The organism is Paractinoplanes aksuensis (assembly GCF_024137025.1).
Lineage (GTDB): Bacteria > Actinomycetota > Actinomycetes > Mycobacteriales > Micromonosporaceae > Actinoplanes > Actinoplanes aksuensis.
The window spans coordinates 1-19,223 of sequence record NZ_JAMYJR010000051.1 but is presented as its reverse complement, the minus strand read 5'-3'; the positions used below and the strand labels follow the sequence as shown (position 1 = coordinate 19,223).

At 71.7% G+C, this 19,223-nt stretch carries 23 protein-coding genes and 2 pseudogenes; 14 read left to right on the top strand and 11 right to left on the bottom strand.

Translation table 11 applies throughout. The features are described 5' to 3' along the window. Positions 1-55: 55 nt before the first annotated feature. A complete protein-coding gene (locus M1L60_RS40070) occupies positions 56-604 on the top strand; it encodes a DUF1697 domain-containing protein (protein WP_253242819.1) in 549 nt (182 codons plus the stop codon). Beyond that, entirely contained in the window at positions 601-1,014 is a 414-nt protein-coding gene (locus tag M1L60_RS40065) for a DUF6640 family protein (RefSeq protein WP_253242818.1), read from the top strand. The genes M1L60_RS40070 and M1L60_RS40065 overlap by 4 nt, the downstream gene beginning before the upstream one ends. Here M1L60_RS40065 and M1L60_RS40060 read toward each other — a convergent pair. Beyond that, positions 998-2,470, bottom strand: a complete 1,473-nt coding sequence (locus tag M1L60_RS40060) for a gluconokinase (protein ID WP_253242817.1) — start codon at positions 2,468-2,470, stop codon at positions 998-1,000. The two genes, M1L60_RS40065 and M1L60_RS40060, sit on opposite strands and share 17 nt — an antisense overlap. A 192-nt stretch (positions 2,471-2,662) precedes the next feature. On the opposite strand from M1L60_RS40060, the gene M1L60_RS40055 reads away from it, so the two are divergent. Next, positions 2,663-3,463, top strand: coding sequence for an Fpg/Nei family DNA glycosylase (locus M1L60_RS40055; RefSeq protein WP_253242816.1), 801 nt, complete (start codon positions 2,663-2,665; stop codon positions 3,461-3,463). A gap of 3 nt (positions 3,464-3,466) precedes the next feature. Here M1L60_RS40055 and M1L60_RS40050 read toward each other — a convergent pair whose 3' ends face one another. Continuing rightward, positions 3,467-3,796 carry an Lrp/AsnC family transcriptional regulator gene (locus M1L60_RS40050; protein ID WP_253242815.1) on the bottom strand — a complete coding sequence of 110 codons (330 nt, stop codon included), beginning with the start codon at positions 3,794-3,796 and terminating at the stop codon, positions 3,467-3,469. Positions 3,797-3,802: 6 nt separating this feature from the next. Here M1L60_RS40050 and M1L60_RS40045 point away from each other — a divergent pair, with 6 nt between their 5' ends. The 4 genes and pseudogenes from M1L60_RS40045 to M1L60_RS40030 all read left to right on the top strand — a co-directional run. After that, the gene (locus M1L60_RS40045; protein WP_253242814.1) at positions 3,803-5,077 is read left to right on the top strand and encodes an APC family permease; all 1,275 of its coding nucleotides are present in this window, start codon (positions 3,803-3,805) and stop codon (positions 5,075-5,077) included. Beyond that, the gene (locus M1L60_RS40040; protein WP_253242813.1) at positions 5,077-5,697 is read left to right on the top strand and encodes a 50S ribosomal protein L11 methyltransferase; all 621 of its coding nucleotides are present in this window, start codon (positions 5,077-5,079) and stop codon (positions 5,695-5,697) included. The genes M1L60_RS40045 and M1L60_RS40040 overlap by 1 nt, the downstream gene beginning before the upstream one ends. 59 nt (positions 5,698-5,756) lie before the next feature. Next, a complete protein-coding gene (locus M1L60_RS40035) occupies positions 5,757-6,029 on the top strand; it encodes a phospholipase D-like domain-containing protein (RefSeq protein WP_253242812.1) in 273 nt (90 codons plus the stop codon). Between the two features lie 48 nt (positions 6,030-6,077). Continuing rightward, positions 6,078-6,470: pseudogene (locus tag M1L60_RS40030) on the top strand (pectate lyase); the annotation flags it as partial. A 53-nt stretch (positions 6,471-6,523) separates the two neighbouring features. On the opposite strand, the gene M1L60_RS40025 reads toward M1L60_RS40030, so the two are convergent. Then, entirely contained in the window at positions 6,524-7,489 is a 966-nt protein-coding gene (locus M1L60_RS40025) for a hypothetical protein (protein ID WP_253242810.1), read from the bottom strand. A 70-nt stretch (positions 7,490-7,559) separates the two neighbouring features. Between M1L60_RS40025 and M1L60_RS40020 the strand changes: the two genes are divergently transcribed. Further along, positions 7,560-7,940, top strand: coding sequence for a VOC family protein (locus M1L60_RS40020; protein ID WP_438862206.1), 381 nt, complete (start codon positions 7,560-7,562; stop codon positions 7,938-7,940). A gap of 76 nt (positions 7,941-8,016) precedes the next feature. Next, a complete protein-coding gene (gene ligD, locus M1L60_RS40015) occupies positions 8,017-9,162 on the top strand; it encodes a non-homologous end-joining DNA ligase (protein ID WP_253242808.1) in 1,146 nt (381 codons plus the stop codon). A gap of 428 nt (positions 9,163-9,590) precedes the next feature. On the opposite strand, the gene M1L60_RS40010 is transcribed toward ligD, so the two are convergent. Continuing rightward, entirely contained in the window at positions 9,591-10,409 is an 819-nt protein-coding gene (locus M1L60_RS40010; RefSeq protein WP_253242807.1) for a VOC family protein, read from the bottom strand. A 33-nt stretch (positions 10,410-10,442) separates the two neighbouring features. Then, the gene (locus M1L60_RS40005; RefSeq protein ID WP_253242806.1) at positions 10,443-11,693 is read right to left on the bottom strand and encodes an MFS transporter; all 1,251 of its coding nucleotides are present in this window, start codon (positions 11,691-11,693) and stop codon (positions 10,443-10,445) included. Positions 11,694-11,748: 55 nt separating this feature from the next. Here M1L60_RS40005 and M1L60_RS40000 point away from each other — a divergent pair, with 55 nt between their 5' ends. After that, on the top strand, positions 11,749-12,279 hold the full coding sequence (locus tag M1L60_RS40000) for a CGNR zinc finger domain-containing protein (RefSeq protein ID WP_253242805.1): 531 nt from the start codon (positions 11,749-11,751) through the stop codon (positions 12,277-12,279). Here the strand turns inward: M1L60_RS40000 and M1L60_RS47410 are convergent. The 6 genes from M1L60_RS47410 to M1L60_RS39970 all read right to left on the bottom strand — a co-directional run bounded on the left by M1L60_RS47410 (position 12,254) and on the right by M1L60_RS39970 (position 17,924). After that, positions 12,254-13,855 carry a CHAT domain-containing protein gene (locus M1L60_RS47410; protein WP_308208609.1) on the bottom strand — a complete coding sequence of 534 codons (1,602 nt, stop codon included), beginning with the start codon at positions 13,853-13,855 and terminating at the stop codon, positions 12,254-12,256. The two genes, M1L60_RS40000 and M1L60_RS47410, sit on opposite strands and share 26 nt — an antisense overlap. Beyond that, positions 13,852-14,676, bottom strand: a complete 825-nt coding sequence (locus M1L60_RS39990; RefSeq protein WP_253242804.1) for a hypothetical protein — start codon at positions 14,674-14,676, stop codon at positions 13,852-13,854. Before M1L60_RS39990 ends, M1L60_RS47410 begins: the two co-directional genes overlap by 4 nt. After that, positions 14,673-16,013, bottom strand: coding sequence for a soluble NSF attachment family protein (locus M1L60_RS39985; protein WP_253242803.1), 1,341 nt, complete (start codon positions 16,011-16,013; stop codon positions 14,673-14,675). The genes M1L60_RS39990 and M1L60_RS39985 overlap by 4 nt, the downstream gene beginning before the upstream one ends. Continuing rightward, positions 16,010-16,351, bottom strand: coding sequence for a hypothetical protein (locus M1L60_RS39980; RefSeq protein WP_253242802.1), 342 nt, complete (start codon positions 16,349-16,351; stop codon positions 16,010-16,012). The genes M1L60_RS39985 and M1L60_RS39980 overlap by 4 nt, the downstream gene beginning before the upstream one ends. 65 nt (positions 16,352-16,416) lie before the next feature. Then, positions 16,417-17,466, bottom strand: coding sequence for an AI-2E family transporter (locus tag M1L60_RS39975; RefSeq protein ID WP_253242801.1), 1,050 nt, complete (start codon positions 17,464-17,466; stop codon positions 16,417-16,419). 38 nt (positions 17,467-17,504) lie between these two features. Continuing rightward, positions 17,505-17,924: a dihydrofolate reductase family protein gene (locus tag M1L60_RS39970; RefSeq protein WP_253242800.1), complete on the bottom strand. Its 420-nt coding sequence runs from the start codon at positions 17,922-17,924 to the stop codon at positions 17,505-17,507. A gap of 10 nt (positions 17,925-17,934) precedes the next feature. Here M1L60_RS39970 and M1L60_RS48415 point away from each other — a divergent pair. The 4 genes and pseudogenes from M1L60_RS48415 to M1L60_RS39960 form a co-directional block, all read left to right on the top strand. After that, positions 17,935-18,090: pseudogene (locus tag M1L60_RS48415) on the top strand (RNA polymerase subunit sigma-70); the annotation flags it as partial. A gap of 97 nt (positions 18,091-18,187) precedes the next feature. Further along, entirely contained in the window at positions 18,188-18,313 is a 126-nt protein-coding gene (locus M1L60_RS47405; RefSeq protein ID WP_256518239.1) for a hypothetical protein, read from the top strand. Between the two features lie 65 nt (positions 18,314-18,378). Continuing rightward, entirely contained in the window at positions 18,379-18,804 is a 426-nt protein-coding gene (locus M1L60_RS39965) for an SRPBCC family protein (RefSeq protein ID WP_253242799.1), read from the top strand. Then, positions 18,801-19,145 carry an ArsR/SmtB family transcription factor gene (locus tag M1L60_RS39960; protein ID WP_253242798.1) on the top strand — a complete coding sequence of 115 codons (345 nt, stop codon included), beginning with the start codon at positions 18,801-18,803 and terminating at the stop codon, positions 19,143-19,145. Before M1L60_RS39965 ends, M1L60_RS39960 begins: the two co-directional genes overlap by 4 nt. Positions 19,146-19,223 lie beyond the last annotated feature (78 nt).

The following is a 19,223-nucleotide window of genomic DNA, read 5'->3' as shown; positions in this document are numbered from 1 at the left end:
GGCTTGACCATGCGTCGAGCCGGGCGTGTCGGCCATCATGAGTAGGATCAGCGCGATGAAGACGTTCCTGATTCTCCTGCGGGGCATCAACGTCGGAGGCAAGAACAAGGTCGCGATGGCGGAACTGAGGACATTCCTGGAAGGGCTGGGATTCCTCGACGTGTCGACCTACATCGTCAGCGGCAATGTCATCCTGAGCTCGGATCTGACCGCGGCCAAGCTCGCGTCGCGGATCGAGGCGGAGCTACCCAAGGCGTTCAAGCTCGACAGCGAGCTCATCAAGGTCCACGTCCTGACGAAGGCCGAGCTCAAGGCGGTTGTCGACGACCGGCCGAAAGGCTTCGGCGATCACCCCGAGAAATACCACAGCGACGCCATTTTCCTCATTGGCGTCGACGTGGCCGAGGCCATGCCGATCTTCAACCCGCGCGAGGGCGTCGACCGGGTCTGGCCGGGCCGAGGTGTCGTCTATTCGGAGCGGCTCAGCGCGCAGCGCACCAAGAGCCGGCTGAGTTCGATCATCGCGTCACCGCTCTACAAGTCGATGACCATCCGCAGCTGGAACACGACCGTCAAGCTGCTGAACATGATGGACGGCAAGTGAGCCTACGGCGTACCGGCCGGATCGTCCTGACCGTCGCGCTGGCCGCGACCCTGCTCGGGCCGACGGTGGTCGACTTCAACGAGAGCCATGTCTTCAACGAGGACTGGCCGCCCCACGCCCGCTACCACGCCGTGATGCTGCTGGCGATCGGCATGGCGATGTCGGTCGTGGGACTGTGGCTGGTGTGGCGGCGCTCCACCGACCCGGTGACGAGCCTGCGGGTGGCGGCGGCCGTGCCGGTCGTGGTGTGGGGCGCGTTCTTCGTGCCGCTGTTCGTCCCCGGCACCAGCGTGGAGGAGTACCCGGGCGAGGTCGGCCGCCTGCTCGGCCTCCCGCTCAACCTGCTGCTGGCCGGCGTGTTCATCGCGCTGACACTGGCCGGCTACGGCTTGGCTACCCGGCGCCCCTGATCTGCGCGTCGTAGGTCTGGGTGAATCGGGCCCGCCGGTCCGCGTAGTGATCGGCGTATGCGGGCCGGGGCTCGTACGTCGCGCCGGTGGCCCGGGGCGCGCGGGGGACGCCGGGGGCCAGCGCGTCGAGCGCGAGCAACGCCGTGCCCCGCTGGGTCGCCCGCCGCCGGGTCACGTGGGTGACCGGCTGTCCGAGCACATCGGCCAGCACCTGCAACCATTCCGGCTGGTCGTTGCTGACCCGGCCGGCGGCCGCGACCTCGACCACCTGCGGGGCGGCCGGGCGCAGCTCGTCGGCGACCCGGGCGTACGTCATGGCCACGCCCTCGATGACCCCGCGGAAGAGCGCGTCGGCGTCGGTGGCCGCGGACACGCCGGTCAGCGCGGCGCGGGCCCCGCCGACCCAGCCCGGCGCGCGCTCCCCGGTCAGATAGGGCAGCACGAGCGGCGTGCCGGCGCTCGGCGGCGCGGCGAGGACGGCTCCGAGTTCCGGGCTCAGGCGCAACGTGTTCTGGGCCCAGCTGACCGCGCGCCCGACATCGTTGATCGCGCCGCCGAGCAGCGTACGGGTGGCATCGACCTTGTAGTTCCAGAGCCCGAACGGCAGGGGGTCGGCCGGGCCGTCGAGCAGCACCCGCAGCGCGCCGCTGGTGGCAGTGGCCGCGGTGAGCACGGTGGCGTCGAGCGCGCCGGCGCCGATGTTGCTGGCGAAGCCGTCGGTGATGACGGGGAACCACGCGGCCCGGGCCAGGGCGGGCCAGCGGCTCGGGGCGTCCCGCGGTGTGTCGCTCGGCAGCGAGAACTGCGAAGGGTCGGCCCCCGCGGCCGTCAGCAGCTCGGCGTCGTACTCGCCGGTGCGGCGGTCGAGCAGCCCGGTCCAGGCCACCGTGGACGTCCCGGCCAGCGGCAGCCCGATCAGCCGCGCCAGAATGTACTCGCCCAGCGACCACCAGGCGGCGGCCGCGGCGACCACGCGGGGCTCGGCAATGGCGAGCCAGCGCAGGCGCGGGCCGTGATAGCTCGTGTGCAGCCGCGTGCCGGTGCGTTGCTGCACGGCGTGCTCGTCCAGCTCGTCCCGCAGGGCGGTGACCGCGCCCGCGCTGCGGGAGTCGGCATAGGTCAGGCAGGGCGTCAGCGCGCGACCCGCCGCGTCGACCGCGATCAGCGAGGCGGCGAAGGTGTCCATCGCGACGCCGGCGATGCGGGTGCCCAGCCGGGGATCGCCGGTCACCGCGTCGAGCACCTGCTCGATCTCGGCGGTGACCTGGTCGGGGTCGATGACCGAGGTGCCGTCGGGCGCCACCGTGAACGCGTGCGGCGCCTTGTGCTGCAAGCCTTGCACCCGCCGGCCGGACGCGTCGTGCACACCGCCGCGGGTGGCCGTGGAACCGATGTCCAGGGCCAGGACCAGCGGGTCCAGGGCCGCGTCGAGCGCGACGTCGTCGATCCCGGTCATGTCCGAACGATAACGGTCGGCGGCGCGCTCAACGCGGCGGCCAGGAAAGTGACCGCCCACTGCCGGGCCGCCGGGTGGTCGGCGGCCACGGCGAGGATGCCGCGCAGCCGGAGCCACAGCTCGTCCGGGCTGAGGTCGGGCCGGGCGCGTGGCCGAATACGATCGCTTGGCGGAACAGTTGTAGGAGGAACCATGCCGGAGCTGCCGGAAGTCGAATCGGCCCGCGCCGTCATCGAGCGGTCCGGGCTGGGCCGCAAGATCATCGATGTCGACGACACCGATACGTACGTCTGCCGGCCCCATCTTCCGGGCCAGATCCGGGACGCACTGGTGGGGCGCGAGCTCGTGGCGGCCCACCGGCGCGGCAAGAGCATGTGGTGCGACACCGGCGATGACGGCCCCGAGCTGGGCATCCACCTGGGCATGTCGGGCAAGATCGTGATCGGCGACGCCGACGGCACCGAGGTCGACGGCGGTGACTACTGGGAGGGACGCCGCCTGCCCGGTGACTACCGGTGGTCGCGTTTCGCCCTGAGCTTCGCCGACGGCGGCCGGCTGATGCTGGTCGACCCGCGCCGGCTGGGCCGCGTCCGGCTCGACCCGCCGGTCGAGGCGCTCGGCCCGGACGCGGCCACGATCACGCCGAAGCAGTTCCGGGCCGCGCTCGCGTTCGGCACGGCCCCGGTCAAGGCGCGGCTGCTCGACCAGGACGCGGTGGCCGGCATCGGCAACCTGCTGGCCGACCAGATCCTGTGGGCGGCCCGCCTCAACCCCGGCCGCCGCGTCGACAAGCTCACCGACGACGACGTCGCGCGCCTGCTGCGGGCCACCCGTGCTTCGGTGCGGGCCGCCATCCAGGGTGGCGGCGTGCACACCTTGACGATCATCCCGTACCGAGTCGCGGGCGGCCACTGCCCCCGCGACGGCGCCCCGATGTCCAAGAGCACAGTCGGCGGCCGTACGAGCTGGTGGTGCAGCCGCGAGCAGGCCTGACGGCTATGCCAGGTGGCCGAGGGGGAGCGGGCCGCGGCTCTTGACCGTGCGGATGGCGAAGGTGCTGCGGGCGTCGACGACGGAGGGGATGGCGAGGATCTGGTCGAGCAGGATCCGCTCGTACTGCGCGAGGGACGACGCCGCGGCCTCGACCAGGAAGTCCGCCGACCCGGAGACCACGTAGCAGGCGAGCACGGCGGGGATCGCGTTCAGCGCCGAGCCGACCAGCTGCGATGTCTCTTGCGAATGGGCTTCCACCCTGAGCTCGACGAAGATCGTCAGGTCGAGGCCGAGCCGTGCCCGGTCGAGCTCGGCCCGGTAGCCCGCGATCAACCCGTCGTGCTCGAGCGCGCGCAGCCGGCGCAGGCAGGCCGACGGGGTGTCGCGCTGTATGTCGGCGCACTGCTCGGCCCGGGCCTGCTGGTCCTGCCCGGCCTCGCGGCCGGCCTCGCCGGTCCGGCCTCGATCCTGGCCTGGGCCGGGCTGCTGGCCCTGTCCGGCCTGTTCGCCGTGGTCTTCGCCGCGCTCGGCGTCGCCCTGCCCGGCGGTGTCGCCGGCTATGCCCGCAGCGGCCTGGGCCCGGCCGGCGGGCGGGTGGCGCAGTGGTGCTTCCGGGCCGGTGTCATCTCCGGCGCCCCCGTCGTGTGCCTGATGGGTGCGGGCTACGTCGCCGGCCCGCTGGAGCTGGGGCGTGGTGGCACCGTGCTCATCGCGGGTCTCCTGCTCGTCACCGCTCTCGGCCTCACGTCGCGCGGCCTGCACTCGTCCACCACCGTCCAGTTCCTGCTCGTCACGGTGCTGCTGCTCGGCATCGCGGTGGCCGTGGTGGGCGCCCTCCCGTCCGCCGACGCGGCCCACTTCACGCCTTTCGCCCCGCACGGCTGGGCCTCGATCGGTTCGGCCGCCATGGTCCTCATGCTGTCGTTCGTCGGCTGGGAGGCCATCGCGTCGCTGACCGGCCACTTCGCCGACCCGCGGCGGGACCTGCCCCGGGTGATCGCCGTGGCGTTCCTGATCACTGCGGTGATCTATCTCGCGCTGGCGACGGTCACGGTGGCGGCGCTGGGGCCGGCCGCCGCCACCGACGTGCCGATGGCCGCCTTGTTCGCCTTCAGCCTCGGTGACGCGGGGGCGGTCGTCGCCGCCGGTTGCGCCGTTCTGCTCACCCTGGGCGCTGTGAACGCCTATCTGGCCGGGGCGGTCGGGGACCGGCGGCCGGGAGGGGCGCCCTGGTTCCTGCCGGCGGTCGCCGGATCCGGCGCGCTCGTCTTCGCCGGGGCGGGCACCGGCGTGGTTTCGGTGGCCACCGCGGTGACCGTACCGACCGCGTTCTTCCTGGTGGTCTACCTGGTCAGCACCGTCGCGGCGGGACGAATTCTGCAGGGCTGGGCCCGGGCCGCGGCGGTGGCGGCTGCCCTCGGTGTGATCATGGTGCTGGCCTTCTCGGGATGGGCGTTGGTGCCCGCCGCGCTGCTCGCGGTTGTGGCGGCGGTCGGCCGGAGTCGCTTCGGCGCACGATCACTCGCGCGTCGTCCGCTGCCCTACGGCGAGGCTCGTTGCGCTACGAACCGAAGCGAGACCACCCTGCGTCAGGAGAGCGGTATGACCCGATGATGAGCGACTGGCGTTCCTGGTTCGCTTTCGGTTCCGTGTTGCCACTCGCGCCGGGCGTCCACGCGCCCTCACGGTTCTCGGCCTTGCTCGCGGCCGCCCTGGATGACTGCGCGGGTCGTACGGTCATCGACGCGGGCTGCGGCGCCGGGCTCATCACCATCGCCGCTCTGCGGGCCGGGGCTGACCGGGTTGTGGCCATCGACATCGACCCCGTCGCCGTCGAGCTGACACGCGCCAATGTGGCCCGGACCATTGGGGGCGTTTCCTCCGCCCGGCTGCAGACCCGTCAGCTCGACTTCCGCGAGCTGTCCCGGATCGATGCGGACCTGCTTGCCGTCAACCCACCGCAACGACCGCAGTCCATCCTCAAGTCGGTCGAGCCCGACCAGCGGCATCTGCACGAGGGCGGCGGACCCGACGGCCTCGACACCCTGCGACTCGTCCTCGACCACACCGCTGCGGCCGTTGTCCGCACCACGGCCGCCGACATCCTTCCGAGCCACAACCTGGAGGGCCGGACTTGCCGCCGCGTGCTGACGGCCACCCTCCCGATGCACCGCGCCTGGCATCCGCTCACCGGCCCGGCCGCACCGGTGAGCGTGTGGGACCTTCGTCATTAATCACCCGCCGGGGTGGACCGTCACATGCGGACGCCCGTGGCGCCGCCTACCCTGGTGCGGTGACTGACCTGGACGAGACCACAGCCCTGCCCGATCTGATCGCCACGTACTACCTGACCAGCATCGACGAGGTGACCGAACACCTGAAGGCGGCCAACCAGCTCGGCCTCGGGGTTCGCGTGCGCAGCTACCTCGAGCCCGATGAGGAGGCTCTCGCCGAACGCTGGGAGGTCGAACTGCTCACCGGCTCCCCGGTGCACGAGGACGAAGCGGTCTCGCCTGCGCAAGAGGACGAAGCGGTGGAGCAGCCCGAGCCCGCGGCCATCGGATAGTCCGAGAAGCGGCCGGCGCCGACCTCGGCGCCGGCCCCGGCCGGCGACGGCGTGCACTGCGACGGCTCCTGCACCCTGCGCAACGTCTGGTGGCTCGACGTCGGCGAGGACGCGGCCACCTTCCGCATGTTCCAGCACAACGGCGGCGGCACCCTGACCATCCAGAACTTCCAGGTGCAGAACTTCGACAAGTTGTACCGCTCGTGCGGCAACTGCTCCACGCAGTACAAGCGCACCGTGGTCATCAACAACATCCGGGCCACGTCCCCGGGCAGTTCGCTGGCCGGCATCAACAACAACTACGGTGACACGGCCACGTTCCGCAACATCATCTGCGACCGCTACACCGGCAACAGCAGCGGCAACGAGCCGACCAAGACCGGGTCCGGCCCCGACGGCACCTACTGCAAGTACTCGGCCTCCGACATCACTTACAACTAGGCGTACGAAAGAAAAGGGTGGACCGACACTGCCGGCCCACCCCTTTCGCGCGCTCAGTTGCCCGGGCGCAGGTCTTTCAGGTACGGCATGCTCGCGCCGCCGGAGCCGAGCAGCCCCGACAGGTCGATCTTGGTCGCGCCGGTGGGCGCGGTGATCGGGGCGCCGCCGGTGAACTCCAGGCGGGCGGCCACCCGGCCCTGGGCCCCCTCGACGAACTGCAGCACGTCGACCTCGGCCGCCGTGAACTTGCCGTTGTCGAGCCACAGGTCGACGACGACCGGCTGGTCCTTCTTGGGGTCGGCCGGCAGCTCCGACGCCAGCGACGGCTCGACCGCGGTGACCAGGCGCTTGGCCTCGGCGTACCCCTTGGCCGTGGACGACGTGACGATGAGGTGCTTGTCGTCCGCGCTGTCGCGGACCACCTCGGCCCCCTCGAGCAGGTTGGTGGCGCTGGCCGTGACCTCGGCCAGAATCTTCTTCTGCTCGGCGTCGGGCTTGGCCGTCGCGCCGGCCCCCGGCAGCTGCTTGGTGTCGATCGAGACCCATTGACCGGAGATCAGCGCGTCGAACTCGGACGCCCCGCCGCTGAGCTCCTTGATGTCGGCCGGACCGGCCCCGAACTTGGCCGCCAGCTCTTTGACCGGAGCCTTGAGGTAGAGCGACCCGTCGACGAACCGGATCTCGGTGCCGGCCACCCCGTCGACGTTGATCGCGATGCTCGACTTGTCGTCGGCCTCGCCGTCGCCACCCTTGTCGGCGGCCATGGTGATCGACGAGTTGAACAGCTGGCCCACCGCCTCGGCGTCATCCGGCTCGCCGACGGCGGCGACGAGGTCGGCCGGCTTACCGGTGAGCTTGAGCGTGAAGCCGGACTGCTTGGCCTCGGCCAGCTGCTGAGCCGCGTTGCGCAGCTCGATCTTGGGCTCGAGCGCCTGAAGCTGCTGGGCGGCGCACCCGCCGAGCACAGTGAGCGTGGTGACACCGGCGATGACGCCGGCCATGTGACGCTGAACGCGCATTGTTCCCCGTTTCGTGGTAAGACCCGCTCAGCGTAGAGCCATCGATCAACCGCTTTTCAGGATGAATGTCATGCCGATCGGACGTCTGCACCATCTGATCCTCGACTGCGCGGAGCCCGCCGAGGCCGCCCGGTTCTGGAGCGCGCTGCTCGGCCGGCCCATCACGTATCAGGACGACGATTTCGTGGTCGTCGCCGACAACGACACGACCTCCGGGCTCGCCTTCCAGCGCGCCCCCGGTCACCACCGGCCGACCTGGCCCGACCCGGCTGTCCCGCAGCAGGCCCACTACGACGTCATGGTCGACGACCTGGCCGCGGCGACCGAGGCCGTGCTGGCGCTCGGTGCGACAGCGCTGGGCGACGAGCACGTGTTCGCCGACCCGGCCGGCCACCCGTTCTGCCTCGTCGCACGCCCCGGTTGGGCACCTGAGCTGGGAAAACTACACTGATGTAGTTAGGTGATCTTTCCGCGTACCGGTTGCCGACCCGGGTTTTATGGGCCTGACTGGTGTGATGATCAGCCCGATGCTCGCGGCCGCCGGCCCGATGCCGGCCGGGCCGGGGTGGGCGTTCGAGTTCAAGTACGACGGCGTACGCGCGATCGCGGACGTCCGTGACGGCCGGGTCGAGGCGTACTCGCGGAACTTGAACTTGATCACCGGCAGCTACCCGGAGCTGGGCGAGCTGGCCGGTCTGCTCGGCGACCGCAGCGCGGTGCTCGACGGCGAGGTCGTGGCCCTCGAGACCGACCGCCCCTCGTTCGCCCGCCTGCAGCAGCGCATGCACGTCCCGTCGCCCAGCCCGGCCCTGGTCGCGTCCGTCCCGGTGCTCTTCTACGTCTTCGACCTGCTCGAACTCGACGGCGAAGATCTCACTTCCCTCCCGTACGCGACCAGGCGCGACCGCCTCGCCCGGCTCGACCTGGCCAGCGAGTACGTGCGGGTGCCCGTCCGGTTCCTCGAGGTCGACGGCCGCACGGTGCTGCAGGCGGCCGAGCTGGCCGGTATGGAAGGCGTGGTCGCCAAGCGCCTGGCCGGCCCGTACCGCCCCGGCAAACGCTCGGCCGACTGGACCAAGGTCCCGCTCATCAAGACCCAGGAAGTGCTGGTCATCGGCTGGAAGCCCGGCGCCGGCCGCCGCGCCGGCACGATCGGCTCGCTGCTGCTGGCCGTCCACGACGAGCACGACCACCTGGTCTTCGCCGGCCACGTCGGCACCGGCTTCACCGACGCCGCCCTGACCCACCTGCAGCGCGAACTGGCCACCATGACCCGGACGACCCCACCCGTCGGCGACGTCCCCCGCGAGCACGCCCGCCACGCCCACTGGGTCGAGCCGGCCCTGATCGGCGAGGTCGCCTTCCGCAACTGGACCCCCGACGGCCGCCTGCGCCACCCCTCGTGGCGGGGCCTGCGCACCGACCGGGCCGCGTCCTCGATCCGCCGCGCCGCCGAGCCTATCCCGCCGCCGTCCCAGGGCACGGTGATCGGCGCGATGCAGACCCCCGACGGCCGCTGGCGCGTCGAAGCCGTACGCCGAAACCGCCAGGACTTCTACCGCCTGATCCACGGCGACAACATCATCGACGGCCTCTCCATCGCGACGGTGCAGCGCCTGCTCGAAGAAGCAGGCATCCACCTGGGCGACCTGGTCGAGGCCCGCGCCGCCTAGCAGCACCTCGCGGCTGGATGCCGGATGCCGGCCTCCGGTTCGCTTGTGCTCTGATCAGGGCACTGAGCGATCGCTTCGTCGGGTACTCGTCCGCCGGTTGTAGTGGCACGGCCACCGCGACACGCTGTCGCCATGGCTCGCCTTTCCGCAGCGACCAGAGCATTCCTGCGGTAAGCAGTCAGACGCTGCAGTGGTTGCGTGACCGGGGCCTGGCCGAATAGCCGAGCGGTTGCATGGATGAAGCGCGACCGCATGAATCCTTACGGAGATCTCTGAGGTGGTTCCGTGTCCGAACAAGCCGGCTTCTCCGCCACGTACCGCCATGTACCGCCATGGAGTGCCTTGGGGCACTCTTCGGATCGAAGGCCTGGGTGCGAGGTCCGGGTCAGCGACCACGGCCGGGCGGCGGTCGATTCCTCGCCTGCGCACTAGGAGCGGCTGCGGTCCTGCAGCCAGGACGGGTCTACGGTGATTGTTTCGGCGGTCAGGCCGTACTGGTCGGCTACCTCGCGCAGGCGTTGTTCGCCGCGGCCCAGGATGAAGCGGTGCCCGTCCGGGTCGCGCAGCACAAAATCGCGCATGCCGGTCGGGCGTGACGTTACCGGGTCGACGATGTCGGCCCCGGCTTGCTGGTACTCGGCACACAAAGCATCGGGATCCTCGACGTACACGTAAGCGGTGTGGGCCGGCGGCGGCGAGTCGCCGGTCCAGGGGACGAGCAGCAGCATGTCGATCTCACCGCCGGCCATGGCGGCGAGGCTGTTGTCGGCGGTGCGCCAGGCCAGCCGGAAGCCGAGCGCCTCCTGGTAATAGGCGATCGACCGGTCCATGTCGGTGACGGACAGCCGGGGCATGAGGTGCAACCAGGTCGTCATCTCGGTGGTGGCGTTCACGTGGTCCTCCTCGGTCAGGGCGTCGACCGCCTCCAGCAGGCGGCGCACTTCGTCGAGCCGGGCCTCCAGCCGCGCGCGATGGTCGCGGAACAGCTGGCGCCGCTCCTCGTCACCGGCGCCGGCCAGCACCCGGCGGACGTCGGCGATGGGCATGTCCAACGACCGCAGCAGGGCGATCACCCGCGCCGCGCCGGTCTGGCCCCGCGTGTAGTAGCGGTAGCCGGACTGGGCTTCCCGGCCGTCGGGTTCGAGCAGCCGCAGCCGGTCGTAGCGGCGCAGCTGCGGAATGCTCAGCCCGACCAGCTCGGCGAACTGCCCGATCTGCCACCGCTCGTCCTGATGATCGTTGTCCATGAACCGATTCTGCGAGCCTGACCCGCGTCAGGGTCAAGCCGCGTCGTGGATCGTCCGCAGCCGGGGGACGGACGAGCAGGCCACCCACACTGTGGACACCGAGACGCCGATCGCGCCCACCGCCATCGCCGTGAACGGGCCGGCCTGCGTCGCCACGACACCGCCGAGGGCCGCGCCGACCGGGATGGCGCCCCAGGACACCAGCCGATAGGCGGCATTCACCTGGCCGCGCAGGGCCTCGGGGGTGGCGGCCTGGCGCAGGCTCACGGCGTGCACATTGGCGATGCCGATGCCGACCCCCATGACGACGAACACGCCGCACAGCAGGGCCACCAGCCCGGAACCCACGCGGTCGGCCAGCAGCACCCCCAGCGGCGCGCCGTTGCCCAGGATCAGCGTGACGAGCAGGACCCGGCCGTACCCGAACCGGGCGGTGAACCGGGACCCGAACCACGCGCCGGCGAAGGAGCCGACGCCACCGGCCACAAAGACCGCGCCGATGGCCAACGGTGTCAAACCCGCTTCCCGTACGGCGTGGAGCAGCAAGCCGAGCATCATGATCTCGTTGAAGAGGTTGAAGGTGGTGGCCTCGCCGAGCAGCGGCCGCACGAACCGGTGGCGAACGGTGAACCTGAGCCCCCGCACCAGATCGCGCACCGGCGGATCGCCGGCCGGCGGCTCGGCCGTGGCGGGCAGCCGGATCCGGCTCAGCGAGAGCGCCGACACGAGGTAACCGGCCGCGTTGAGCAGCAGGGCCACGGGCGCCGACAGGGCCTGGACCAGCAAGGCCCCGGCGCCCCGGCCGCCGATCTCGGACGCCGACTGGGTGGCGGCCAGCTTGCCGTTGGCGTCGACGAGCTGCCCCTCGGTCACGATCCGGGGCAGGATCGCGAAGTCGGCGACCTGGTAGACGACGGTCAGCGTGGTGGCGGCGAAGACCACCACGTACAGCACCGGCATGCCGGCCGTCCCGGTCCACGCGGCCAGCGGAAGCAGCACGATCAGCAGCGCCCGGCCGAGGTCGGCGCCGATCATCATCCGCAGCCGGCCGCCCTGGAACCGGTCCACGAGCAGCCCCGCCGGGATGGTGACCAGCAGGAACGGCAGAAACTGAGCGACCCGCAGAATGCTCGCCTCGGACGCGGTGGCCGACAGCGTGACCAGGGCGAACAGCGGCAGCGCGATCTCGGCCACCTCGCTGCCGAGCGTCGAGGCGGCCGATCCCCGCCAGAGCCGGCGGAAATTGCGGTTGGACCAGACCGGCCTCTCCGTAACCGTCTTCATGCTCAAGGAGGTTATGGGTAACCGGTTAGGTGGGCAAGTCGGTTACGCTGGCCGCATGTCAACCGGCCTCTCGATGGCAGCCCCGGACCAGCTCGAGCCGGTCCGCCGCTTCATCAACACGCTCGACATCGAGGCCGGCACCGACGCCCTGGACGACTGGCTCGACTCGACCGACCCGGACGATCTTCACCGCGCCCGCGAACTGCGCGAAGCCCTGCGAACAGCGGCCGCGGCCAACCACGACAAGACCCCGCTGCCCGCCGCAGTGGTGGCCGTCCTGGACGACGCCGCCCGCCGCGCCGACCTGGTCGTCGCTTTCACCCCCGACCGCCATTGGCGTACGGCATCACGCGCGACCGGCGTCGATGGCGCCCTCGGCGACCTGGTTCTCCGCGTGCTCGACGCGATGACCGCCGGCACCTGGCCGCGGCTCAAGGTCTGCGCCCGCGACACCTGCCGCTGGGCCTTCTACGACACCTCGCGCGGCGGCACCGGCAAGTGGTGCGCCATGCGCCTGTGCGGCAACCGGGCCAAACAAGAGGCCTGGCGCGCCCGCACCCTCAGGGCCCGAGGCTCGGCGTCCTGACCCGGACGAACGGCTGCCCGATCACGGCCGGCAGCGCCCAGGCGGCGATCGGCTCGCCGCGCCCGGCCAGCGTGGCCCGGGCCGACCGCAGGGCGCCGGCCACCGTGTCACCGCCGAGCAGGGCGGCGTAGAACGGCTCGACCATGGCCGCGCTGGCCGCGTCACCGGCCGGCCAGTTACTGCCGATCACCGCGGCCGCGCCCTTGACCACCAGCACCGCGCCGAGCCCCAGCGTGTCCGGCCCGGACCGCACCGACTCGCAGGAACTCAGATAGAACACCGCGTCCGCGGCCGGCGTCACGCCGGCCAGGTCGCCGACGGTGAGCGGGCCGTCGGCGAGCACCAGGTGGCTGGACGCCGGGTCGGCCGCGAGATAGTCGGTGTGCCCGGCGTAGTGCACCAGCGGGAAATCCGGCAGCGCCCGCGCGAGTGCATCCCGCCCGGCCTCGGCCAGCTCGGTGACCTCGACCCCGTACGCCCGCAGCAGACCCGCGACCCGGGCGCCCTCGGCCGCAGCGGCCGGCAGGTCACCGAGCGGGTCCGCGACCACCAGCGCCCGGCGCACCGGGACGTCGATCGGCTGACCGGACGCCCGCAGCAGCGACGGCGTGCGGCACAGCCGGAACCGCAACCCCAGACCCAGAGCTTCCCACGGTACGGCCAGCAGCTGCGGATCCGGCGACACGAGCACCGTCCCGGCGTCGAGGGCGGCGGCCACCGGCGGCGGCACCAGCAGCGCGGTCAGCCGCTCGACCAGGTAGTCGAGCTCGCCCTCGGGAAAATGACCCAGCACGACCAGCAGCGCGTCCAGCGCGGCCGGATTGACCTCGGTCGTCCAGGCCGCGGTGCTGCCGTCGGCGCGGATCAGGTACGCGGTCAGCTCGTTCTCGGCCCGGTCGAGCCGGTACGCCAGCTGGTCCACGCCGGCGATCGCGGCCGGCCGGGCGTCGAGGTAGGCGCGGACCCGGCCCGTACGCGGCCGGGCGGCGAGCACTGCGCGGAGCTCGGCGATCCGGCGGTCCCGCTCCCGGTCGACGTCGTGGGCCTGACGCACGATCAGGCCCCGCGTGGCCCGGCCCGGTGCGGCGTCCAGCTCGGCCCGCAGCCGGTGGTCGGCGGCGGCCTCCAACCGGGCCAGCTCCCGCACCAGCTCCGGGTCGCCGGCCGCGACCGGCAACGCGCGCGAGAACGCCGCCTCCTTGGCCGCCTCCACGAACCGCAGCGTGGTCGCCCGGTGCGCCTCGTCGTAACGGTCCAGCTCGGCGTGGAATATCACCAGCAACTCGTACGCCCGGGCGATCCGGTCGTGGTCGGCCGGGCTCAGCACGGCCCCGGCCGATCGCGACAGCCGGTCGTCCAGCTCGACCATCCGCTCGCACAGCTCGGCCGCCGCGACGTCGTCGGCCAGCGCCCGGAACACCGCCACGAACTCCTCCAGCCAGGCCAGCCGCAGCCCGGCCGGATCGAGCGTCCAGTCCCGGTCGGCCTGCGCGGCCAGCAGATCCAGCGCGGCGAGGTCCCGGCCCGCCGCGCGCAGCCGCCGGGCCCCGGCCAGCGTCTCCACCACGTCGGTCACGGCTCGAGGATCCGTCCGTACTCCCACGGCGGCCGGGGCAGCCGCACGAGACTGCCGTCGGCCAGCCGGAGCGGGTACTCGTCGAGCGGCGGGAACAGCAGGCCCACGGCGACCGGCCGGACGCCGTCGCGATGCTCGGCGAACACCAGGTTGGCCACCGGCGGCCGAGCCGGTAACACGACCCGGGCCGCCTGGCGGTAGGCGGCCAGGCCCGGCTCGCGGAACGCGGCGGCCAGCGCCGTTGTCACGCCGGAGAGGTCACCGAGCGGCAGGCCGCCGTCCAGCCGGATCATGCGCCGCCGCACCCCGGTGGCGGTGGCGTCCAGCCGCAGCCACTCCACGAGCGCGGGCAGGAACCGGGCGTCCAGCAGGACGCCGGTCCGGTCGTCGTCCACCGCCGGGGAGAACGCCGCGTCGGCCCGGTCCAGCCAATGCTCGAGGTCGAGGATCTCGCCGCCGTACGGGTTGTTCGGCCGATCCCCGGCCCGCACCGCGTTCCCGAGCAGTCGCCGCAGCCGCTCGGTCCGGCGCGGCCGGTGGGTGGCCGCCGGCACGGCCATGTGCAGGTCGGGGGCGAGGCCGGCCAGCATCCCCAGCAGCCGGTCCCGCTCGGCGCAGTAGACCTCGGCCACGGCCCGGTCGGTGGTTCGCCACTGGCCGCCCTTCGACACGTTCGGCGAGCCGGACACCGGGTCGAAGTAGACGTCGATCTCGGCCACGATCATGGGTTCGTCCGGCCCGTCGGTGGTGGCGAACAGCACGGACTCGGGCACCGGGGCGAACTCGGGCGCCATGTACAGCCGGTCGAACACCGTGGTCACAGCAGCGGATTGAGGTAGAGACAGCCGGCCCCGACCGCGGTCAGGTCGCCCGCCGCGGCCGCCGCCGCCAGCTGCTCCGGTCGCGGGTGCATGGTCCGCCGCAGCTCGGCCACCTGATCCGGCGGGCACGGCTCGGCCGCTCCGGCCGCCATGCGGCGCAGCACTTCGGCGTACGGGCGGAAGGCTTGACGCATGATGTCGAAGCACTGGTCGAACGCGGTGGCGGCGCCGGCCGCATCACCTCGGACCAGGTGCGCGTGGGCGGCGAAGAAATGCCCGGTCGAGCTGTAGAACAGAAACAGCCGCTCGTTCTGGAACGTGAGCCGGGCGGCGCGGTCAAGAATCGCGGCGGCCTGGTCGAACGTCTCGGCCGACGGGTTCAGCCGGGCCGACGCGCCCAGCGCGAACCCCCGGCACTCCAGCTGCCGATATTCCTCTCGAGCACCCAGCGCCGCGGCCTTCTCGAAGTAGTAGACAGCCAGCTGATAGTGGCGCTCCACGCCGGTGTACTCGGCCACCACGAAGTAGCGGTAGGCCAGCCCGGACCAGTTCTGCTCGTCGCGCAGCCGCACCGCGATCCGCTCGAAGCGGCGGGCGACCTCGTCCGCGTCCAGCGTCTGCCGGCTCAGCGAGTAGAGCCGGTCGCGCAGCTCGATGGAGTCCGGGAGCGTGTCACCGCGGCGCAGCGCCGCCCGGGCCAGCCGCACCGAGGTCTCACTGTCGCGCTGGGAGTACGCCGCGGCGTAGGTGGCCAGCACGGCCGTCTCGAACGCGGCCCGCGGCAGCCCCAGCCGGTCGTACAGGGCAATGAGGTCTTCTTGAAAGAACACGAGCACTTCGGCGGCCTCGGGCGAGGTGTCGCGCAGCGCGTGGAGCATGGCCACGGTCAGCGGCAGGTTGTGGTGCCTCGCCTCCTTCGCCGCGTCGACCAGCCACGCCGGGTCGGTCGTGCCGAGCGCCTCGCTCATGCCCCCGGCCAGGTCCTCGCCGAGGCTCGTGACGTCGTCGTGCAGCAGCGACGACATGCCGAGCCCTTTGGCCGCCAGGAACAGCTGCCGGTCGGGGGAAGCGATGGCGCTCGCCCGGCCGTACACCTGCACGGCGAGCTGGACGAGCACGGTGAGCGCGTCGGTGTCCAGGAACTCGTCGTGCGCCTCGGCGCTGATCCCGTCGGCGACGACCTCGAGTCCGAGCGCGTTGCCCTCCGCCTCCAGCCGGTCGATGATCTGCAGCAACGGCCGGGGGTCACCGCGGGCCGGGGCCACCAGCAGCACCCCGAGGAGCGGGCCGTACTTCCCGGCGGCTTCCTCGCGTGGCCACGCACCCCAGCCGGTCATGGCAACTCGAGCACCGGCTCGTCCAGGCCCCGGGCCAGCTCCACGAGTTTCGCGATGTCCTCCGGCGGGGTGTCGGGCGGCACCTCGATGCTGGCCGACCGGCCCCGGATGACCAGCGGCCGCTGAGCGGCCCGCCGGGCCACCGCGAGCGAGAACGCCCCGCTGATCAGCGCGGCGAACGCGGACGCGCCACCGGAGACGAGCGCGACCACGACGGCCGTGTCCACAGCGCGGTAGCGCGGCGGCCGTTCGGCGAAGGGCACACCGGGGACTTCCGCCTCGAGCGCGGCCCGCAACGCGGCCGGCCTCATCGTGGCGCTGACGATCTCGATCTCCACGGAAACCCCCTCGACGGGTCGGCGTCGCCCCAGGCTACGCAACCCTCGCAAGTGGAGGGACCGGCTCAACCGGGGCGGCTGCGGTTGCTGTCGACGAAGCCGGCCAGCCAGCGGGCCGAGGGCACGTTGTCGATGAAGACCGCCTTCATCAGCAGGCTGAGCGGGATGGCCAGCACCGCGCCGAGCGGCCCGAGCACCCACGACCAGAACGCCACCGAGGCCATGGTCACCGTCATCGACATGCCCACCGCGTCACCGACCACCTTGGCCGGCACGATCGTGGTGATGATCGAGTTCAGGATCGTGTAGACGGCGACGACCAGCAACATGCTGCGCCAGCCCTGCGTCAACAGCGCCAGCAGCGCGGGCGGCACCAGACCGATGATGAACCCCACGTACGGGATGAAATTGCACGCTGCCGCCAGCAGCCCCCACAGCAGGGCCAGCGGGATCCCGAGAACGAGCAGGAAGACGGTGTCCAGCAACCCCACGATGACCGCGAACACGCCGGTGATGGCCACGTAGCGCCGGGTGTTGGCCACGAACCCGGTCAGCGCCCCCGCCAGCCGGGGGTGGTCCTCACGCAACGCGGCCGACCGGCGCCCGATCTGAGCCGACTCGATCCCGACGAACATGAGCAGGCTGTAGACCAGCACCAGGGTCGCGGTGGCGCTGACCAGCGAGGGAATGTGCGCGGTGAGCCAGGTCGCCACCGTCCGCAGATCGAGGTCGTCGACGATCGCGCGGATCTGGTCCGGGCCGAGGCCCAGCTCGGCCAGGAACCCGGACAACTCCTGGGTCGTCGCGGCCGCCTCGTCGAAGTAGCCCGGCAGCACGGTGGCCAGCCGCGCGATCGCGTACACCACGATCGCGATCAGCCCGGCCAGCACGCCCAGGATCGACAACAACAACGCAGCCATGGCGACAACGGCCGGCACACCCCGCCGCACCAGCCCGGCGTACACCGGATGAACCAAAACGACGATCACCAGCGCGAACGCGGCCGGCGTGGCCAGCCAGGCGATCTCCCGCAACCCCAGAATCGTCAGCACGATCCCGCTGAGCACAGCGAAGACCACGACCGTACGAGGCAGGCGCGGTGTCGCAGCGGTCATGACCGGCCTCCCTCCGGGGCACGACCACTATGCGGGAGTCAGGACGCCTTGCCTTCCTCCGTTCCGGGTGAGCCGGTTCGGCGGCGCAGCACGGTGAAGGTGGTCCGGTCGGCCGGTTCGACGGTGGTGAAGTGGAAGTCGCCGGTGAGGGGCAGGCGGTCGCCCTCGCCGGCCACGGTCGGGAAGGTGATCAGCCGGTACTCGTCGATCAGGCCGGCCTCGGCCAGGGCGCGGACCAGGGTCAGGCTGCCGATCACGACGACGTCGCGGCGGGTGCGTTCGTCGGCCGCCCAGGCCAGCGGGTCGCCCTCGATGACCGCGGACCAGGCGGACGGGTCGACGGTCGTACGGGTGGCAATTCTTTTCGGTACGGCGTTCATGAGTTTCGCGTAGTCGGTGTCGCGAGTCGGCCAGAGCCGGGCGAAGTGTTCCCAGGTGTGCCGGCCGTAGAGCTGCACGCCGTTCTCCGTGCTGGACGACCTGCACGAGCCGGCTGACCCGGGCGAGCGGGCGGTCGTCGAGCGGTACCTGAAGGCGTTCGAGGCGGCCGACGTGCCCGGCCTGACCCGGCTGCTGGCCGAGGACGTCGTCCTGGAGATGCCGCCGGTCAACCTCTGGTTCCGGGGCCGGGCCCATTACGCCGAGTTCCTGCGCCGCGTCTTCGAGATGCGCGGGCCAGACCTGGCGGCTGCGTCCGGTTCAGGCCAACGGCGGCCCGGCGGTGGCCGCGTACACCGCCTCGGGCGCCCACTCGATCCAGGTGTTCGCGGTGCGCGACGGCCTGATCCGGCGCAGCGTGACGTTTGTCGGCCCGCATCTGTTCCCGCACTTCGAGCGCAACCTTTAGTTGCGCGTTGTTGCCGCGAGGGCTACCGTCGTATGCAACCAAAGGTTGCATGTGAGGGAGCCAACATGGAGATCGGATCCATCGAGCGCGAGATCTACATCGAGGCCGCGCCCGAGGTCGTGTTCGAGGTCGTCAGCGACCCTAAGCACGTCAGCCGGTGGTGGCCCGACGAGGCCGACTACGAGGCCGTGCCCGGCTCGACCGGGCAGATCTCGTTCGGCGGCACCAAGGTCGAGGCGTTCACCGTCCTAGAGGTGCAGCCGCCGCGGACGTTCACGTTCCGGTGGACGCAGCCGAGCGGGCAGCCCGCCACCGCCGACAACTCCCTGCTGGTCACGTTCGAGCTGGTCCCGTCGGGCGGGGGCACGCTGCTCAAGCTCACCGAGACCGGCTTCCGCGACGAACAGATGCGCCACGACCACGTCAACGGCTGGGACTTCTTCCTGCCCCGCATCGCCCCCTACGTCGCCACCCTGACGGTCCGGCCGTGAGCACCGCCGTCGACGACGACCTGTGGTCGGCGATCGGTGATCCGACCCGGCGTCGCCTGCTCGACCTGCTGCTGGCCGGCGGTCCCGGCACCGCGACCACCCTCAGCCGGCACCTGCCGGTGACCCGGCAGGCCGTGGCCAAGCATCTCGGCGTACTCGATCGGGTCGGCCTGGTCCGCGCCGCGCCGACCGGCCGCGAGAAGCGCTACCAGGTCGACGACACCCAACTCGAACGCGCGGTGACGCAACTGGCCGCGGTCGGCGCCGAATGGGACGCCCGCCTGCGCCGGATCAAGCGCATCGCCGAGACCATCCAGACCGAAAGGAACGACAATGCCTGACCTTCGCGTTTAACATCGGTTTCGTCGTTTTGGGGTCTTGACGTTGGTCTTCTTGATCGCTGGATGGCGTTGGGCGGG

What these genes read in the sequence shown, in the direction of transcription:
- M1L60_RS40070 (WP_253242819.1), top strand. Translation starts at nt 56, where the DNA reads ATGAAGACGTTCCTGATTCTCCTGCGGGGCATCAACGTCGGAGGCAAG.
- M1L60_RS40060 (WP_253242817.1), bottom strand. Translation starts at nt 2,470, where the DNA reads ATGACCGGGATCGACGACGTCGCGCTCGACGCGGCCCTGGACCCGCTG.
- M1L60_RS40055 (WP_253242816.1), top strand. Translation starts at nt 2,663, where the DNA reads ATGCCGGAGCTGCCGGAAGTCGAATCGGCCCGCGCCGTCATCGAGCGG.
- M1L60_RS40040 (WP_253242813.1), top strand. Translation starts at nt 5,077, where the DNA reads ATGAGCGACTGGCGTTCCTGGTTCGCTTTCGGTTCCGTGTTGCCACTC.
- M1L60_RS40025 (WP_253242810.1), bottom strand. Translation starts at nt 7,489, where the DNA reads ATGCGCGTTCAGCGTCACATGGCCGGCGTCATCGCCGGTGTCACCACG.
- M1L60_RS40020 (WP_438862206.1), top strand. Translation starts at nt 7,560, where the DNA reads ATGCCGATCGGACGTCTGCACCATCTGATCCTCGACTGCGCGGAGCCC.
- ligD (WP_253242808.1), top strand. Translation starts at nt 8,017, where the DNA reads ATGCTCGCGGCCGCCGGCCCGATGCCGGCCGGGCCGGGGTGGGCGTTC.
- M1L60_RS40010 (WP_253242807.1), bottom strand. Translation starts at nt 10,409, where the DNA reads ATGGACAACGATCATCAGGACGAGCGGTGGCAGATCGGGCAGTTCGCC.
- M1L60_RS40005 (WP_253242806.1), bottom strand. Translation starts at nt 11,693, where the DNA reads ATGAAGACGGTTACGGAGAGGCCGGTCTGGTCCAACCGCAATTTCCGC.
- M1L60_RS40000 (WP_253242805.1), top strand. Translation starts at nt 11,749, where the DNA reads ATGTCAACCGGCCTCTCGATGGCAGCCCCGGACCAGCTCGAGCCGGTC.
- M1L60_RS39985 (WP_253242803.1), bottom strand. Translation starts at nt 16,013, where the DNA reads ATGACCGGCTGGGGTGCGTGGCCACGCGAGGAAGCCGCCGGGAAGTAC.
- M1L60_RS39975 (WP_253242801.1), bottom strand. Translation starts at nt 17,466, where the DNA reads ATGACCGCTGCGACACCGCGCCTGCCTCGTACGGTCGTGGTCTTCGCT.
- M1L60_RS39965 (WP_253242799.1), top strand. Translation starts at nt 18,379, where the DNA reads ATGGAGATCGGATCCATCGAGCGCGAGATCTACATCGAGGCCGCGCCC.